Raw genomic sequence first — 17897 nt, forward strand, 5'->3', positions numbered from 1 at the left:
CTGTACTGCACGGTTGACAGGGACCCGCATGATAGCAATTACCGTCAAGCAATGGCGCACTGGTCAGCGCACGCAGTCGTACCTGGCGGCTGGCAACGATCTGCTCCCTTGGTATTGGTGATACAGGATGCGCGAATGCTACGGATCGTTGCGGATCTTAGCATGTTGAAATTGCCGCAAGCCGCCCCAATGTGACCGGCTCCGGTAATATTTGTAACGAGACGTTAATACGGACGAGGTCGATAAATCGCTCGACGCCGGCCTTATCAGGTTGCTCGCTGCTCTGCAGGTCAGGCGGCGCGCGCAGTTCACGCGTACTGACACCCTCGACGTATTGCCGCGTTTCTGTTCACCGCGCGCTGGCGCGGCCGGCATGCTGGTCGAGCCAGGCGCCGGCGTGCTCGGCCACGAGCCGCAGCTCCGCCTCGGCGGCCGAGAACAGCAGCGGGATCTGCATCACCTTGCCCTCGGCGAGCGCCAGTTCGAGGCCCAGGCAGGCGGCCACGAAGCGGCTGGCGCCCAGTTCGCTCACATCGTCGCGCAGCCGGTGCAGGTGGTGCCGTGCTTCCAGGAAGCGGGCATCGGCCACGGCCGCGGCGGCCAGTTCCATCGGCTCGCTGCCGCGGCCCATCCAGTTGCGTACCCGTCCGACCACCTTTGCCATCGCGCGCGCATCGTTGCCACAGCGCTCCACGAGTTCGTCCACGCAGAATACCGATTCGTCCACCGCACTCGCATACGCAGCCATGGCGCGCTCCTATTCGTCGAAAGTCCAGTAGCGGCCGGCCGGCCCGTCGACCGGGTGCAGGCCGAAACGCTCGGCGGCACGCAGCCGCCGCGTGATCAGGTAATACATGTCCGCCAGCGCCGAACGCCGCTGCGCGAAATAGGAATGGGCGATGAAGCTCGTGTCGACCTTGCTGGCGTCCACCGTTTCCACGCCCGGCACGACGACCAGACCGTCGCCGCTGTCGCCCGCCCGGGGATAGCCATGCATGCGCTGCGAGACTTCCAGCGCACTGTCCGCGGAGGAGGCGTACAGCGTGACGGGATTGCCGGCCGCGGCCAGCGCCGGCGCGATGTCGCGGCGAAACACTTCCGCATCGATATCGGGCGCCGTCAGGATGATCTCGCGCAGGCGCCCGGCCAGATCCGGCCGCTGGTCGATCAGCGCCGCCGCCGCACGCGTCATGGCGCGGTTGCCCATGCTGTGCGCCAGCAGGTAGACGTGCTCCGCCGTAGTACGTTCCAGGAAATCGACCAGGAAGCCCAGCAGCCGCGCCTGGGTCCATTCGATATTGGTTTCGTCGACCATGTAGCCGGACAGCCGGCCCTGCGAAGGCCAGCTGTAGAACACGGGAATGCCGGGGAACTGCAGGTCGTGGGCGATCTGGCCGGTGCGCCGGGCGGCGTCCTCGAAGCTGACGCGGTAGCCGTGCACGAACAGCAGCGCGCTGTTCGACGGGCTGGCCGCGATCCGCTCGGCCAGACTGGCGAAGAACGGCTCGCGTCCGGCCAGCGCGGTGCGCAGCAGCACCACGTGGCGGTCCGGGTCCGGCCGGAACTGCAGCCGCAGCAGGGAAGGCGACTCCATGGCGCCCATCTGGTGCTCATGCGGGATGCTCACCTCACAGCTGCCGTACGCCAGCTCGCCGCGGCCGCCACCGAACTGGCGTGCCGGGTGGGGATCGCCCGTCTGCTGCCGGTCGGTCGCGAAGAAGACCTGCAGCACGGCGTGGTTCGGTGCATCCGCCCCGCTGGCAGCGGGGGCGATGGGCCGGCGGCGTTCCACTTCCTCGAGCAGGTTGCGGGCTGCCGCGCGCAGGTAGCGGTCCCCGGCCAGGCCAGCCGCGGCCAGCGCATCGGACACACTGAACTGCCGCGACAGGGAACCGGGGTCGTCCTCCAGGTCGGCGATCGCCTCGTCGACGCGCGGCGACTTGCCGGCCAGCCTCGTCTTGAGCATCTGGTAGGCGGCGCCGGTGGCGCCCGCCGTGATCGCTGCGGTCAGTGCGGTGGTCAGTACGTCCATGCGGGATAGGCTCCGGGCTGCGGTAGCACGTATCTCACCACAGCGTGCGGTGCAAGTCCAGTCGCGGCGCTGGCGTGCGGAACGGCGTACGCCGCGCATGATCGCTATGGTAAATGCGAATAATTTGCATTATCATCCCGCAATTACCATCGACCGCTTTCCCATGACACCTGTCGCCATCCGCCGCTGGGCCTGGATCCACAAATGGAGCAGCCTGGTCTGCACCGTCTTCATGCTGCTGCTCTGTCTTACCGGGCTGCCGCTGATCTATCACCACGAGATCGGGCACCTGCTGGGCAATGAAGTGGAGGCGCAAGTGCTGCCGGCCGGCACGCCGATGGCCAGCCTGGACACCATCATCGCCTCCGCCAGGGCGCGCTATCCCGGCAAGCAGATGATGTACATGTCGCAGGAGGCGGACGAGCCGAACATCTGGAACGTGACGCTGGGCGACCATGGCGCGGACGAGAAATACATCGCCACCGCCGTCGATGCGCGCACGGCCGAGGTGCTGCCCACGCCGCAATTCGAAGGCTCCTTCATGTCCGTCATGTTCCACCTGCACGTGGACCTGTATGCCGGGCTGTGGGGCAAGCTGTTCCTCGGCCTGATGGGCTTGCTGCTGCTGGTGGCGATCGTCTCCGGCGTGGTGCTGTACGCGCCGTTCATGCGCAAGCTCGAGTTCGGCACGGTGCGCCGCGCGCGCACCGCCCGCACCAAGTGGCTGGACCTGCACAACCTGCTGGGCATCGTCACATTGACGTGGGCGCTGGTGGTGGGTGCCACCGGCATGATCAATACCTGGGCCGACCTGCTGCTGAAATACTGGCAGGTCACCGAGATGGCCGAGATGCTGGCGCCGTACAAGGATGCGCCGCCGATCACGCGGCTGGGCTCCATGCAGGATTCGGTACAGCGCGCCCAGGCGGCCGAGCCGGGCATGAAGGTGGCGTTCATCGCCTTCCCCGGCACGCCGTTCACCAGCGCCCACCATTACGGCGTGTTCATGCACGGCAGCGAGGCGCTCACGTCGAAGCTGTACAAGCCCGTGCTGGTCGATGCGCAGACGGCCCAGATCACGGACAGCCGCGACCTGCCGTGGTACCTGACGGCGCTGCTGCTGTCCCAGCCGCTGCACTTCGGCGACTACGGCGGGGCGGCCATGCAGTTCCTGTGGGCGGCGCTGGACGTGCTGACCATCTTCGTGCTGGGCAGCGGCCTGTACCTGTGGCTGAAGCGCGGGGCGGCCGTGCCGGTCCGCAAGGAAGACGGGGTCGTCAATGCCGACACGCCCGCCCCGGCACTGGCGCAGGGGGACGCGCGATGAAGCCGTCGTTCATGCGCCTGTGGGGCGTACCGATCTTGCTGGGTGTGCTGACGGCCATCGGGCTGCTCTCGGCCCTGCTGGGCGATGGCGTGTGGGATCTGGTGTCGGCGCTGGCGCTGGCCGTGCCCGTGCTGCTGGGAACCTGGCACAGCCTCAGGAAGCAGGGACGATGAAAGAGAAGGTCCTGCCGGATCAGTGATTGAACTGCTGGGCCACCGTCTGCAGCGGGGCCGGTGCCGTCACGACGGGGGCCACGGTCAGCGGCGGCGGCATGCGCACCGGCCCGCTGGCGCGGGTGGGCATGGCTTCCCAGGCCGGCGCTTCGATGCCTTCGAACACGTGCTTCAGTTGCTCGCCCCAGGTGCTGCGCAGCATCTGGAAATACTGGTTCTTCTCGTCCACGACCACGAAGCGGGTCACGGCCAGGCTGTCCGTTTCATACACCAGCAGGTCCAGCGGCAGGCCGACCGAGATGTTCGAGCGCAGCGTGGAATCCATCGAGATCAGCGCGCACTTGGCCGCCTCGTCGAGCGAGGTCTGCGGCGAGATCACGCGGTCGATGATCGGCTTGCCGTACTTCGATTCGCCGATCTGGAAATAGGTATTTTCGTCGTGCGACTCCAGGAAGTTGCCGGCCGAGTAGATCTGGAACAGCCGGCACTTCTCGCCATGGATCTGGCCGCCGAAGATGATCGCCACGTTGAAGTCGATGCCGAATTCCTTCAGCTGGGCCGCCTCGCGGTCGTGCACCGAGCGCACAGCCTCGCCCATCACCCGGGCCGCCTCGAACATGTTCGGCGCGGTCCAGATGCTGTGGCCGTTGCTGCCGACGAAGTCGCCCAGCATCTGCCGGATCGACTGCGAGATCGACAGGTTCCCGGCCGTCATCATCACCATCACCCGGTCACCCGGGTTCTCGAACACGTTCAGCTTGCGGAAGGTGCCGATATGGTCCACGCCCGCGTTGGTACGTGAATCGGAGAGGAAGACGAGGCCTGCATTCATGCGCATGCCGACACAGTAGGTCATGGAACTGTCCTGGATAAAGACGACGGATAAACGCCAATTCTACACAAGCTTGTTTCACTTAGGAATGATTTGTACGTCCACCGACAGGCCTTCCGTGCCGCCGCCGCGCCGCACGCCACGGATCGGCGCCGCCCCTTCGTAGTCGCGGCCGATGGCGATGCGGCAGTAGGCATCCGTCATCAGCCGCGCGTGCGTCACGTCGATGCTGATCCAGCCCTCGTAGCTGCTGTCGCAGGCCCAGGCATCCACCCACGCATGGCTGGCCGCGTGGTTGGTATCGCCCGGGTCGATGTAGCCGGATACGTAGCGGGCCGGAATGCCGTGCGCATGGCAGCATGCCAGGAAGATGTGGGCATGGTCCTGGCACACGCCTTCGCCCAGGCTGAGCGCATCGCTGGCCGAGGTGGTGACGGCCGTCGCACCGCTTTGATACCGGACCGCACCAAAGATGTGCTCCGCCAGGTTCAGCAGGTGGCGCGTCTGCGCGCGGCCATCGGGCAGGCAGGCCGCGGCCAGCTCGAGGATGCCGGGCGTCTGCGCCGTGAGGCGGGTGGACACCGTGTAGATCAGCGGGGAGAGCGTGTCGTTGGCGGCGATGCGGCCCTGCCAAGGGCTGCTCGTCTCGACCACCCCTTCCGCCACGATCGACACGGCACCGAACTGGCCGTCGAGGGTGAGCATGTGCGACAGGTTGCCATAGGCATCCGTGTAGGCGCTCATGTGACCGGGCGCGGCCAGCTTCCAGTGCAGCGCGTGCTGCTGCGGCTCGACGCGGGGCGTCAGGTGCAGCTGCTGGATGGTGTACGCCAGGGGTTCGGTGTAGGTGTAGCGGGTGGCATGGCGTATCGATAATTGCATGATGTTCTCTCAGGCGGCCAGCGGCAGCAGGAAGTCGCGGCTGACCCGGTTGCCCAGCTCGTAGATCCGTTCCAGGAATTGCGTCAGCGTGCCGTGCAGGCCCTTGTCGAGGATGTCCTCGATGCGGGCGAAGCGCAGTTCCGCGTGCAGCTGGCCGGCCAGGCGCTCCGTTTCCGTCGAGGCGCCGTTGCGCACCTGGGCCAGGTTGGCCACCAGCGCGTCCATGCAGGCCAGCAGCGAGCGGGGCATGTCGGCGCGCAGCATCAGCAGTTCGGCCACGCGGTCCGGCGTGATGATGTCGCGGTAGACCTTGCGATACACCTCGAAGCCGGAGACCGAGCGCAGCAGCGCCGCCCAGTAATAAAAGTCGCGGCGGCCCGTTTCGTCGCCGCCGCCATGGAACTTCACGTCCAGGATGCGCGCCGTGTTGTCGGCCCGTTCCAGGAACGTGCCCAGGCGGATGAAGTGGATCGCCTCGTCCTGCAGCATGGTGCCGATCGTGACGCCGCGCGACAGGTGGGAGCGGTATTTCACCCATTCGAAGAACTGCGCCGGATCGCGTTCGTGCAGCCGTTCGCGCAGCTTGAACTGCAGGTCCAGCCAGGTCTGGTTCTGGACTTCCCAGACTTCGGTGGTGAGCGTGCCGCGCACGGCGCGGGCATTTTCGCGCGCGCCCGTCAGGCAGGCGGCAATGGAGGACGGATTGGACGGATCGCGCACCATGAAATCGATCACGTCCGCCGGCAGCAGCGCTTCATAGCGGCTGTCATAGGCGCGCTGCAGTTCGGAGATGCCCAGCATGGCGCGCCAAGCCTGCTGCGCATCCGCATCGGACTGGGGCAGCAGGGCGGTCTGCACGTTCACGTCCAGCATGCGCGCGGTGTTCTCCGCACGTTCGGTGTAGCGCGCCATCCAGTACAGGTGGTCGGCGGTACGGCTCAGCATGATGTTCTCCCGGTATTGTTTTTCATTGTGTAATGCCTGTTCAGCTTTCCAGCACCCAGGTGTCCTTGGTGCCGCCGCCCTGCGACGAGTTGACGACCAGCGAGCCTTCCTTCAGCGCCACGCGGGTGAGACCGCCGGGCACGACGGAAATATCCTTGCCGGACAGGACGAACGGCCGCAGGTCGATGTGCCGCGGCGCCACGCCGGAATCGACGAACGTGGGGCAGTTGGACAGCGCCAGGGTTGGCTGGGCAATGTAACCTTCCGGCCGGGCGATGAGGCGCGCCCGGAAGTCCTCGATCTGCGCCTTGGTGGAGGCCGGCCCCACCAGCATGCCGTAGCCGCCGGCGCCGTGCACCTCCTTCACCACCAGGTCGGCCAGGTTGGCCAGCGTGTATTCGAGCTCGTCCTTTTTCCGGCACTGGTAGGTGGGCACGTTGTTCAGCACCGGTTCCTCGGAAAGGTAGAAGCGGATCATGTCCGGCACGTAGGGGTAGATCGACTTGTCGTCCGCCACGCCGGTGCCGATCGCATTGGCCAGCGTGACGCGGCCGGCGCGGTACACGGACAGCAGGCCCGGCACGCCCAACGACGAATCGGCGCGGAAGGCAAGGGGGTCGAGGAAATCGTCGTCCAGCCGGCGATAGATCACGTCCACGCGGCGCGGGCCCTGGGTGGTGCGCATGTAGACGGCGTTGTCATTGACGAACAGGTCCTTGCCCTCGACCAGCTCGACGCCCATCTGCTGGGCCAGGAAGGCATGCTCGAAGTAGGCCGAGTTGTACATTCCCGGGGTCATCACCACGACGGTCGGGTCCAGCACGCCCAGCGGCGCCACGGAGCGCAGGTTGTCCAGCAGCAGGTCGGGATAGTGGTCGACGGGTGCCACGCGGTGCCGCGCGAACAGCTCGGGGAACAGCCGCATCATCATCTTGCGGTCTTCCAGCATGTACGACACGCCGGAGGGGACCCGGAGGTTGTCTTCCAGCACATAGAACTCGCCTTCGCCGGCACGCACGATGTCGACCCCGGCGACGTGCGCATAGATGTCCGACACCACGCTGATGCCCTGCATCTCCGGCCGGTACTGGGCGTTCCGGTAGATCTGCTCGGCGGGAATCAGGCCGGCGCGAATGATGCGCTGGTCATGATAGATGTCGTGGATGAACATGTTCAGCGCCTGGACGCGCTGCTTCAGGCCCTTTTCCAGCTGGGCCCACTCGCTGGCCGGGATGATGCGCGGGATCGCATCGAACGGAATCAGGCGCTCGGTGCCCGCATCGTCCCCGTACACGGCAAAGGTAATGCCGACACGGCGGAAGATCAGGTCGGCCTCGACGCGCTTGCGTTCCAGGGCCTCCGGGGATTGCTGGGCCAGCCAGGCGGAAAATTCCCGGTAATGGTCGCGCGTGCCTTCTGGCGACGACATCTCGTTATAGAACTGCACGGTGGTCTTCCTCCATTGAATATGGGTAATTATGCAATTTACGTGCCATCGGTGTCGCACCATTGTGCCAATCGGCTCGGCGCAGGACGATTCGATACATAAAGGAATTGCCACGCAGAATGTTTTTTGGCATCATGACGACGCTGACCCAATCCCCGTCCGGCACCGTATTCCGCAGCCCGTCCAGACGCCGCTGCGCCTGCCAACCGTCGAACGGGTTTCATGTTGTCTCTGCCACTTCCATTGCCAGCCGTTGCCGCGCCACCGCGGCTGCAGCCACCCCACGCCGTCACGGACACGCCACTGCACCACGTGTGGGCCGGCGCGCTCGCGGTCGGCAGCGGCGCGACCGTGCTGACGGCACTGCTGGGCTCCTGCGTCGGGGTCGGCATCATCTGGCGGCGCAAGAAGCGCTGTGCGCTGGCCCATTGCCTGCTCGCCGATGCGCCGGCCGGCACGCCCGCCGTGGACATGCGCTATGTCAGCAATGCCATCCCCGGGCTGCTGCGTGCCCTGGGCGCCCGTGAACAGGACTATGCGGAGCTGGAAGTGGTGGCGGCCGGCGGCGCCAGCCTGTTCGGGCAGGGACCGTTTCCTTCCAAGGTCGGCGAGCGCAATATCGCCGCCTTTGAACGCATCGTGCGCGAACTGGGGCTGCGCGTCATCCATCAGCGCCTCGGCGGCAACGAAGGCAGCCGCATCACGCTGCACTGCGCGTCGCTCACCTACGACACCCGGCCGCTCGGCAAGCGCTAATGTGCGTGCGGCCACCGAGCCGCGCCGGACGCCGTGTCACGCTGCAGGTCCCACAATCCCAGGACCTGCCATGAACAGAACCAAGCTCACCGCCGCAATCCTGCTGGCGCTGGCCGGCGCCGCGTCGGCCCAGCAGGGCGACGGCACCCGCGTCGCCATTCCCATCGCCATCTGGAAGCCCGCCAAGGTGGACGCGACGCCCGAGCGCATCGCCGCGCTGCGAGCGCCGGCCGGCTTCACGGTGAGCGCCTTCGCCACCGGCCTGAAGAACACCCGCATCCTGGCCGTGGCGCCGAACGGCGACGTGTACGCGAGCCGCCGCGACCAGGGCGACGTGCTGCTGCTGCGCGACACGAACGGCGACGGCCGCGCCGACGGCGCGCCGGTCGTCGTGGCCAGCCGCGCCGGCGCCCATGGCCTGGCGATCCACGACAACAAGCTGTATCTGGCCACCGTGAAGGAGGTGTTCGTTGCGGATATCCAGCGCGACGGCCGCCTGGGCGAACTGAAGCTGATCATCGGCGACCTGCCCGATTCCGGCCAGCACCCCAACCGCACGCTGGCCTTCGGCCCGGACAACATGCTGTACATCACGGCCGGCTCCACCTGCAACGACTGCAACGAGAGCAATCCGGAAAACGCCACGGTGCTGCGCGCCTCGCCGGACGGCAAGCAGCGCACCATCTTCGCGACCGGCCTGCGCAACACCATCGGCATCGACTGGCACCCCCGCACCGGCGAACTGTGGGGGCTCGATCACGGCATCGACTTCCTGGGCGACGACGACCAGCAGGAAGAGCTGAACAAGATCGAGCTCGGCAAGCAGTATGGCTGGCCGCACGTCTACAACAAGGACAGCATCTACCCCCAGAGCACCCCGGTGGGCGACATCACCAAGGAGGAGTGGAAGGCGCGCAGCACGCCGATGGTGCTGGGCTACACGGCCCACGCGGCGCCGATGCAGCTGCTGTTCTACCGCCACGGCGCCTTCCCGGCCGACTACGAGGGCGATGCCTTCGCCACCATGCGCGGCTCCTGGAACCGCAGCAAGGCTTCCGGCTACGAGATCGTGCGCATCCGGTTCAAGGATGGCCAGGCGCAGTCGATCGAGCCGTTCGTCACCGGTTTCCTGACCGATGGCGGCAAGACGCACATCGCCCGTCCCGTCGGCCTGGCCGTTGCCAGGGATGGCGCGCTGCTGATGGCGGACGATGCCAACGGCGTGATCTACCGCGTGGCCTATACGGGCGGCAAGGCGAAGGTGGCGGCTGCGCCACCGGCGGGCCCGATGGAACAGCAGGCCAGCAAGGGCAACGGCGTGCCGCTGACCAAGGACCGTCCCGAGACGAAGGGCGACGGCAAGCTGACGGTGCGTTCCAGCGCGTTCGGCGACAACGGCACGCTGCCCATGAAATTCTCGGAATATGCCGATGGCGTGTCGCCGCCGCTGTCCTGGAGCGCCGTGCCGAATGCGCAGTCCTATGTCGTGATTGCCGAGGATCCGGATTCGAAACCCTACCAGCCGTTCGCGCACTGGCTGGCGTGGAATATCCCTGCCAACGTGACGGCGCTGCCGGAAGGCCTGCAGGAGCAGCCGCGCCTGACGATGCCGGAAGGCGTGCTGCAAGGCCGCACCACGCGCGGTTCGACAGGCTATTACGGCCCGAAACCCCCGGTGGGCGATCCGGCGCACCGTTATTACTTCCAGGTCTTCGCGCTGGACACGAAGCTCGATGTGCCGTTCGGCGCCGACCGCGAGCAGCTGGTGGCCGCGATGGCGGGCCACGTGCTGGCGAAGGGCACGCTGCTCGGCAAGTACGCGCAGAAAATCAAGCCGCCCAAGTAAAATCCCCCTTCGACAAGCGAAGGAGAACGGGATGAAGGCCATCGTGACGGGACACAGCCGCGGGCTGGGCGAAGGGATCGTCCGGGCGCTGCTGGCGCGCGGCGCGCAGGTGATGGGCATTGCCCGGCAGGGTAACCCGGCACTGGCTGGCGTGCAGCAGGTGCCGCTGGACCTGGCCGATGCGGCTGCCATCGAAGCCTGGCTGGAGGGTGGCGCACTGGCCGCCTTCCTGGCGGATGCGGAGGCCGCCTCCGGCCCTGTACTGCTGGTGAACAATGCCGGCGTGGTCCAGCCGGTGGGGGCGCCGGGCCGGCAGGGCGCTGCCCGGCTGGCGCGGGCGGTGGCCGTGAACGTGGCGGCGCCGCTGATGCTCACGGATGCGTTCGTCGAGGCCAGCGGGCACTGCCCCGACCGGCGGGTTCTGCATATTTCCAGCGGCGCCGGCCGCCATCCGTACAGCGGCTGGAGCGCGTATTGCGCCACCAAGGCGGCGCTGGACATGCATGCGCAGGCCGTGGCGCTCGACCAGGTGCCGGGGCTGGCGATTGCCAGCGTCGCGCCGGGCGTGATCGATACGGGCATGCAGGCGGAAATCCGCACGGTCGACGAGGCCGATTTTCCCGCCCTCGAGCGCTTCATCGCGCTCAAGGAGGAGGGCGGCCTGGACGATGCGAGCGAGGCCGGCGCGCGTCTCGTCGACTACCTGCTGGCCGGGCACTTCGGTGCCGATCCCGTGACCGATCTGCGGGATTTCCAGCGTTTCTAGCCTGCCTCAGGACATGCCGGCCGCCATCGGCCGCACCAGCGCCAGGTCCGTATTGCCGAAGCCGGGCTGGGCGAACCGCGCCCGCTCGACGAACGCGCCGGCAAAGTCGCCGCGGCGGCAGATGCTGCGCGAGAAATCGGCACCGTCGGCGCGCGCGCCCTGCAGCGATGCACCGAGCAGGGTGGAGAAGGGGAAATGCGCCTGGGCGAGGCACGCGCCGGCCAGGTCGCAGTGGCTGAAATCGTTCCGCACGAAGCGGCTGCCGGACAGGTCCGCGCCCGTCAATCCCCCGCCATGCCAGTCGCAATCGGTGGCGCGCACGCCGCGCAATGCCGCCTCCCGCCAGCTGGTGCCGGTGGCGGCCTGCAGTTCCACCAGCTCGGCATGCTGCCAGACGCTGCCCGACAGATCCGCACCGCTGAGGGCACAGCCGCGCAGGCGCGTCTGCCGGAAATCGGCCCGCGCCAGGCCGGCACGCAAGGCCAGCACGCGGTCCCAGCGGGCACCCCGCCAGCGGCTCGCCTCCGCGCGCGCATCGATCAGCACCATCGCCTGCGCCTGGCTGCGGTCGAGTACCGCGCGCGTCAGGTCGATATTGGCCGCCATGAACTGGTCGAGGCGCGCATCGCTCAGGTCGATGCCGGACCAGTACGCATCGTTGGCGCGCGCGCCGTTCAGCACGGCGCCACAGAAGTGCGCGTGGGTGGCACTGCTGCGGTCCAGGCAGGCGCCATCGAAGCGGGCGCCGGCGCAGTCGGTATCGTCCAGCAGCGTGCCCGTCATCAACGCGTGGCGCAGCTGGGCGCCGCGCAGGCTGGCGCCGCGCAGGTCGGCCCCGTCCAGCTGGACGCCGGACAGGTCGGCTCCATCGAGCACCAGGCCGCGCAGGTCCGCACCGGACAGGTTGCGGCCCGCCACCGGCTCGCCTTCTCGGAGCCACGCCAGCAGTTGCGCCGCGCCGGGCATCGGGCGGGGCCGGTCGCGGCGTGGCGGTTCCGCCGGCATGCTCCGGCGCCTGCGCAGTCTTCCCAGCAACGATGTCGGTATCAGTTTCATGGCAACCCCGCAAGAAGGCGCGTTACGCACCAGGCCGGCTGATTATGAACCTGTCGTCAATGTAATTTAATAGGTTCCTCGCCCGACTTGCATCGAACTTGACGGAGCGCAAGGCGCCTTGCAGCGTGCATGTCCTGGTGCCAGGCACCGAGGCATGGTGGGACGACGTCGTTGTCCTGGTGCCTGGCACCAGGACACGGCGGGTCGAACTCAGAACGTGCGCGTAAAGCTGGCCGAGAAGGTGCGGCCACGGCCGGCGAAGTAGGTGAGCGGATCCTTGTAGCGCACCGATTGCGGGTAGTAGCCGATGTACTGCCGGTCCGTCAGGTTGTCGATGCCCACGCCGAGCTTGCCCCAGCGGCTGTCGTACGACGCGGCCAGGTCGGCCAGCGTGTAGCCGCGGAAGTGCTCTTCCAGGCTCGTCGCTCCGGCGAAGCGGCCGATATTGGTGTCCCGGTCGGCCAGCCTGGTTGCCTGCAGGCGCAGCTGCGACTTCGGCAGCCACTGCCAGTTGGCGCCCAGCACCAGTTTATCCGGCCCCTGCGCCCGCGCGCCGAGCGCCAGATCGAGCGGCGCACCGGCGCGGGCGGCCGTGCTGCCATCGGTCCTGGCATAGGTGCCGGTGGCGCTCAGGGTCGGCAGCACGCGGTATTCGCCGGCCAATTCCCAGCCCCGCACGCGGGTGGGCACGCGGTCGATCACCCCCAGGCCCTCCGCATTGACGCGGATGACGGAGCCGAGCCGCGAGCGCGAGTCGTAATAGGAGATGCCGGCATTGCCCCGCGCACCGCGCCAGTTGACGCCCACTTCGTTGTTGCGTGTAACGACTGCCTGCAGGTCGAACAGCTGGTCCACCGACTGGTTCGGACGGTTCACGCCGCGCAGTACCACGCCCACGTCCGGCAGGCCGAAGCCTTCGGAGGACGCCGCGAAGGCCGACCAGCCAGGCGCGAAGCGCCATACCGCGCCGACGTTCCCCACGGTCTTGCTGAACGAGCGGGCGCCGCCACGCACGGCCTGGGCGCCATAGGTCCACAGCGTGGTGTAGGCGTCCACGTGCAGGTCCGCCGATTCGCGGCGCATGCCGGCACGCACGGTAACGGGCCCCAGTTCATATTCGAGCTGCACGAACGGCGCCGTCGAGCGGAAGTCCAGCGTGGGCACCCAGGTGCGGCCCGTGCCGGCCATGCGCTGGCCGCTGCGGTCGCGCAGGTGGTCCAGGCCGAGCGTCCACTCCAGGCCGTCGAGCAGCAGGTTCGGGCGCACCCAGGTGGCCTTGGCGCCGTACTTGTCGGCATTGATTTCGGACTGGTCCCACAACTGGCCCAGCGGCGCCAGGCGGATGTCCTGGAACGTGGCGGTGTTGCTGCCGCCATACAGTGCCGTGAAATCCTGCTTGAACAGCTGGGCACCGAATGTGCCGCCCAGCAGCGCATTGTGGCGATAGTCGAGGCTGATCGTGCGCACGTGGTTGGCGGGCGCGCGGCCCGGCGGCACGGCGGCGCGCGCAGTGGTTGGCGTGTCCGTGGCGAAGTTGGCTGGCACAGTACTGTAGTCGGCGTCGCCCTCGAACCGGAAGCGGTTGACGGTCAGCTGCAGGCGCTGGTCGCCGAAGTTGCGGCCGGCTTTCAGGAACAGGTCGTTGCCGCCAGCGTCGAGGGTATCGCCCTGCAGCACGTCGATGCCGATCAACCTGTGGCTGCCGTCGTAGGCCATGCCGCGCCGCTGCGTGCTGCCGTACGCCAGCAGGTCGAAGTCGCCAGCCTTGTGGGCGACGGTGAAGCCGGTCTTCCAGTCCAGGTTATCGTGGCGGAACTGCGACGCCAGGCGCACGTTGACTGCGAACGTGGTGCCGTCCGTGCGCGGCGTCTTGGTGATGTAGTTGACGATGCCGCCCGTGGCGCCCATGCCCTGGATGGCCGAGGCGCCGTTGATCACCTCGATGCGCTCGATGATGGCCGTGTCGGCGAAATAGCCTTCGCGCATGCCCGCACGCAGCGGGTTCGATTGCGGCACGCCGTCCAGCAGGATCAGCGCAGTGCGTCCGCGCAGCGACTCGCCGGTGGACGAGAGCTTCTGGCGGCTGGGGGAATAGCCCGGGACATAGGCGGCCAGGGCGGCGGAAGGATCGTCGGCCAGCAGGTACTGCGTTTCCAGCTCGGGCTGGGAGATGACGGACACCGCGCCGGGGATTTTGTCGACCGACTTCGCATTGCGCGTGGCCGTGACGACGACGGCAGCCGTATCGCCTTCCGGCGTGGCGGCGTCGCCGGCCTGTGCGAATGTCGAGCCCGGCGCGACAGCCAGGCAGGCCAGCGCCACGGCAGTGGCAAGGGGACGGCGACGGATCATGCGGCACTCCAGAGCGTGTGGGATCCGCACATGATAGCTTTCATCATGCTACCTGGCAACATTGTTAAATCCCGGCGTTGTTGAATCCCATTCTGCCACCTTTCGCCAGCCCGACAGTGGTGTGCGAATACGGTATTGCAACCGTATCCCGCAAAAAGGCGGGCACTCTAGAAATACTACATAAAACGTTGTATTATATAAGACACTTCATGGGAGCCCATATGGACAGCGCTAACACTGCAGAAACCCAGCTCATCAATGATGTAGAGATGCTGCGTCGGCAGCATTCGAACACGCAAGATCTGTACCGCGAAGTGTGCGCGGTCATGTTCTTTCGCTATGGAATGACGCCGACCGCCAACCGGCTCTACCAGCTGGTGCGAAAGGGCAGCATGTCCGCGCCAGCCGAGGCGCTGAACCGTTTCTGGGCACAGCTGCGTGAACGCAGCCGGGTGACGATCGACGGGCCGGACCTGCCCGACAGCCTGAAAAACGGTGCAGGGGAGCTCCTGTCGGCATTGTGGAAACAGGCGCAGGAAGCGGCCGCCGCCAGTTATGCCACACAACGTGAGGAAATAAATCTGCAACTAACCGAAGCGCGTCGCAACGAAGCGGATGCTGCAAACGTTTCGACCACTTTAGAGGCAGAATTGCAAACCAGCCACAAGGCACTGGCCGAAGCGCGCGCCGAAGCGGCGGAGTGGCGCGCGCAGGCCGCCGCAGCCGAAGCGCTGGCGGGCCGCCTGCAGAAGCGCATCGATGACGGTCGCCGCGAACTGAACGAGCAGCACGCGTGGTTCAAGACAGTGGAACGCGAGCACGCCGCCGAGAAAGCGGCCCTGGCCGCGGCGCAGCAGCAGGCCGAGCGCGAGCTGGAACGCGAGCGGGCCGCCACGGCACGGTTGCAGCAGGGCTGGGATGACGAGCGCAGTGCGGCCAATGCCGCCGCGGAGCGCCACCGGGCCGAGTTGCGCGAAATGATGGCGCAGTTTGCCGCGCAGCTGGGCGGGCGCGGCAAGGAGTAGGGCAGAGCCGTGCACGAGCGTGGACTAGTCCGTCCGCGTCATCTCCACCAGATAGACATCGTTCTCGCGCAGCGGCAGCGCCAGGCTGAAACGCCCGTCGCTGCCGACGCGCACCTGGCGGCGTTCCGCGGGTTGGCCGGTCGCCAGCCCGTTCAGCGTGGCCACCTGCGCCCGGCTCAACTGCGCGGGCGAGCCCATGTCGATGTAAGCGGTGTACGCGTCGTTCTGCCGGTAGCCGACCCGTGAGAGGTCGAGACGATAACTCCCTGGCCGCAGTCCCTGCCATGCCACCTGCACATCGCCCTTAGCGCGTGCCGGCAGATCCTTGATGAAGTATTGCTGGTTGTTGACGCCGTCCGGCAGGGTGCGCGTGTAATCCCACAGCAGTAACTGGGCATTGTCGCCATCCTTTGCCCCGATCGACTGCCCGTCGGCGTTCTTCAGCGCCGTGCTGCCGAGCCGGTTCAGGAACTGGTAGGCGAAATATGCCGGCTTCCTGATGCCCTGCGTGTTCATCAGCCCGAAGCCGCCATGGAAGGCTTCGAAGCGCGGCCCGGCTTCCTCGAAAATATCCGTGAAGACCCAGTACGACATCGACTGCGCCGCGCTGCCCACCTGTTTCAGCTTGTGCAGGATGTAGGCCGCCTGGTGATAGCTGTCGTGGGTCGGATCGGCCGGCGTGTACGACGAGCTCCACTCGGTGTAATGCAGGGGCAGGGCGGACTTGCCGACGGCGGCCATTTCCTGCCGGTTCTTCAATACATCGGCGCTGACGGCCGCATCATCCTTGCTGAGTACGGTGCCCGTCGTGCCGAATTCGTCCAGATAGCCCTGGTTCACGCCGTAAGAGTGCGTGGAGATGAAGTCGAGCGGCACCTCGTTGCGTTCCGCGTGCGCCAGCATCTCCGGCACCCATGCAGCGCCTGCCGTCGCCGGACCGCCCACCCGGTACGCGGGGCTGACACTCTTGATCGCCCGCGCCGCATGGTCGTACAGCCGGAAGTAATCGGCCTTGGTGCCGGTCCAGAAGCCCTCCAGGTTCGGTTCATTCCAGACTTCGAAGTACCAGGTGGCGACCTCGGCCTGGCCATACCGTTCGGTCCAGTGCTGCGTCAGCGCCTTGACCAGGCGTTCCCAACGGGCGTAATCGCGCGGCGGCGTCACGTTGGCCCGCCACCAGAACAGTGTTTTGGTGCCGCTGGCCATGGCGGACGGCATGAAGCCCAGCTCCACGAACGGCTTGATGCCGATGCTCAGCAGGTAGTCGTACAGCGCGTCGACATACTGGAAATTGTATTGCTCGCGGCCTCGGGCATCGATGCGGTAGACGCCCATGTCGTCGCTCAGCAGGCCATGCATGCGCAGGTAGCGAAAGCCGGCATCCTTGCGGATCTGCGCCAGCTGCTGCTGCCAGTCGGCACGCAGGCCCTCGTTGGCACGGCCGGCGCCGACGACCAGGTTGAAGTTCCCGGGCAGCGGCCCCTCGACGGCGGCCAGGTCGACGGCGATCGTGCGGGACTGGGCAGCAGCGGGCAACGACGCTGCCAGGAGCGTGCAGAAGAGCAGGGGGATCATCCGCATTGGCAGGTTTTCCACGATGTGAACAACGGCGGGGCTGCGCACCGGCAGTGTTTTCGCATCATAGCCTGAAAACGTGTTCATGAGGCCGTGGCCGCTGCCTCGTGCGCCCGCGGCACTGCAGGGGCACGCCTGCAGTGCCGGGAAGAGGGCATTTGCCGGGATCAGAGATGCTCGTGCACCACGCGGTAACGGTGCCCGGTGAATGCCGAGATCCCGGTCGCGAGCCCTTCGCTGACAGGCCAGTTCCAGAACCCGAAGGCAAGATTGCCGAAGCCCCAGGGCAGATCGAACTCCCATGCAGCGATGCCCGGGTGGGCTCCGCAGTCGGGGCAGGTCATGCCATCGTCCGCAGCGCCCTCCAGCCACGAGCCCGCCGCATCGGTCCAGGGCAGTTCGTCGGGATCGTGGGACGCGCCGCACTCGGGGCAGCGGATGCTGTCGATACCGTTGTCTCCCGTGTGGAACACGCGCCGCTCCGCCATCACTTCCAGGCCGCACATCGCGACGGGCTCCATCAGGGGAAAGGTATCCATGGCCGCGGCCGATGGTCCTCTGCCCAGCAGGTGCCCTGCGCCGGGCGCAGAACCCGTTGCGCTCGAGACGATGCCTTCCGCAACGAGCCACGCCGTCACGCGTTCGCCCAACGCCGGCGCCTCCTCCGGGGAGGCGTCCAGGTCCACGATCCACACGATGTTATCGCTCATGGCCGGTACCCCAGGCCCGGCGCTGCAGAAGCGACAGGCCTTGCTCGGCCATCGGATGACTTCACCGCGCGACAGGGTCCGGCGCACGGGCTGGTGCAGGATTGTTTGGTCATGGTGCGTAAGGTCCTTCGAGCACAGGATGGACGTGATCATACCTCCCGGACGCGACCGTG

Annotated in this window: 16 protein-coding genes; 6 read left to right on the top strand and 10 right to left on the bottom strand. The window is 67.0% G+C overall.

The annotated features are described in order from the left end of the window. Positions 1–349: 349 nt before the first annotated feature. Entirely contained in the window at positions 350–748 is a 399-nt protein-coding gene (locus IP91_RS00695) for an Hpt domain-containing protein (RefSeq protein WP_145646801.1), read from the bottom strand. A 9-nt stretch (positions 749–757) separates the two neighbouring features. Beyond that, on the bottom strand, positions 758–2032 hold the full coding sequence (locus tag IP91_RS00700; protein ID WP_145646803.1) for an alpha/beta hydrolase: 1275 nt from the start codon (positions 2030–2032) through the stop codon (positions 758–760). Between the two features lie 163 nt (positions 2033–2195). Here IP91_RS00700 and IP91_RS00705 point away from each other — a divergent pair, with 163 nt between their 5' ends. Further along, positions 2196–3359: a PepSY-associated TM helix domain-containing protein gene (locus IP91_RS00705; protein ID WP_145646805.1), complete on the top strand. Its 1164-nt coding sequence runs from the start codon at positions 2196–2198 to the stop codon at positions 3357–3359. Then, a complete protein-coding gene (locus IP91_RS26150; protein ID WP_199754461.1) occupies positions 3356–3532 on the top strand; it encodes a hypothetical protein in 177 nt (58 codons plus the stop codon). The genes IP91_RS00705 and IP91_RS26150 overlap by 4 nt, the downstream gene beginning before the upstream one ends. A gap of 19 nt (positions 3533–3551) precedes the next feature. Here IP91_RS26150 and IP91_RS00710 read toward each other — a convergent pair whose 3' ends face one another. Genes IP91_RS00710 through IP91_RS00725 form a run of 4 tightly spaced genes read right to left on the bottom strand, consistent with a single transcriptional unit; the run spans position 3552 to position 7620 of the window. Then, entirely contained in the window at positions 3552–4388 is an 837-nt protein-coding gene (locus IP91_RS00710; RefSeq protein WP_145646806.1) for a proteasome-type protease, read from the bottom strand. A gap of 54 nt (positions 4389–4442) precedes the next feature. Further along, a complete protein-coding gene (locus tag IP91_RS00715; RefSeq protein ID WP_145646808.1) occupies positions 4443–5246 on the bottom strand; it encodes a transglutaminase family protein in 804 nt (267 codons plus the stop codon). A gap of 9 nt (positions 5247–5255) precedes the next feature. Further along, entirely contained in the window at positions 5256–6191 is a 936-nt protein-coding gene (locus IP91_RS00720) for an alpha-E domain-containing protein (RefSeq protein WP_145646810.1), read from the bottom strand. 40 nt (positions 6192–6231) lie between these two features. Continuing rightward, positions 6232–7620 carry a circularly permuted type 2 ATP-grasp protein gene (locus IP91_RS00725; RefSeq protein ID WP_199754506.1) on the bottom strand — a complete coding sequence of 463 codons (1389 nt, stop codon included), beginning with the start codon at positions 7618–7620 and terminating at the stop codon, positions 6232–6234. 240 nt (positions 7621–7860) lie between these two features. Here IP91_RS00725 and IP91_RS00730 point away from each other — a divergent pair, with 240 nt between their 5' ends. The 3 genes from IP91_RS00730 (at position 7861) to IP91_RS00740 (ending at position 11006) form a co-directional block, all read left to right on the top strand. Continuing rightward, complete coding sequence (locus tag IP91_RS00730) at positions 7861–8394, top strand: chemotaxis protein CheD (protein WP_145646814.1); 534 nt, start codon at positions 7861–7863, stop codon at positions 8392–8394. 70 nt (positions 8395–8464) lie between these two features. Continuing rightward, on the top strand, positions 8465–10240 hold the full coding sequence (locus IP91_RS00735; RefSeq protein ID WP_145646816.1) for a YbhB/YbcL family Raf kinase inhibitor-like protein: 1776 nt from the start codon (positions 8465–8467) through the stop codon (positions 10238–10240). A 31-nt stretch (positions 10241–10271) separates the two neighbouring features. Next, positions 10272–11006, top strand: a complete 735-nt coding sequence (locus IP91_RS00740; RefSeq protein ID WP_145646818.1) for an SDR family oxidoreductase — start codon at positions 10272–10274, stop codon at positions 11004–11006. Positions 11007–11012: 6 nt separating this feature from the next. Here IP91_RS00740 and IP91_RS00745 read toward each other — a convergent pair whose 3' ends face one another. Both IP91_RS00745 and IP91_RS00750 read right to left on the bottom strand, forming a co-directional pair. After that, positions 11013–12011, bottom strand: a complete 999-nt coding sequence (locus tag IP91_RS00745) for a pentapeptide repeat-containing protein (protein WP_158643041.1) — start codon at positions 12009–12011, stop codon at positions 11013–11015. 261 nt (positions 12012–12272) lie between these two features. Next, positions 12273–14414, bottom strand: coding sequence for a TonB-dependent receptor (locus IP91_RS00750; RefSeq protein WP_145646821.1), 2142 nt, complete (start codon positions 14412–14414; stop codon positions 12273–12275). A 221-nt stretch (positions 14415–14635) separates the two neighbouring features. Between IP91_RS00750 and IP91_RS00755 the strand changes: the two genes are divergently transcribed. Next, a complete protein-coding gene (locus IP91_RS00755) occupies positions 14636–15439 on the top strand; it encodes a DNA-binding protein (RefSeq protein ID WP_158643042.1) in 804 nt (267 codons plus the stop codon). A 24-nt stretch (positions 15440–15463) separates the two neighbouring features. Here IP91_RS00755 and IP91_RS00760 read toward each other — a convergent pair whose 3' ends face one another. After that, positions 15464–17014 (bottom strand): GH39 family glycosyl hydrolase, encoded by a 1551-nt coding sequence (locus IP91_RS00760; RefSeq protein ID WP_229473717.1) that lies wholly within the window; start codon positions 17012–17014, stop codon positions 15464–15466. Between the two features lie 167 nt (positions 17015–17181). Further along, positions 17182–17724, bottom strand: coding sequence for a serine/threonine protein kinase (locus IP91_RS00765; protein ID WP_145646827.1), 543 nt, complete (start codon positions 17722–17724; stop codon positions 17182–17184). Positions 17725–17897: the final 173 nt, after the last annotated feature.

The organism is Pseudoduganella lurida (assembly GCF_007830455.1).
GTDB lineage: Bacteria > Pseudomonadota > Gammaproteobacteria > Burkholderiales > Burkholderiaceae_D > Rugamonas > Rugamonas lurida.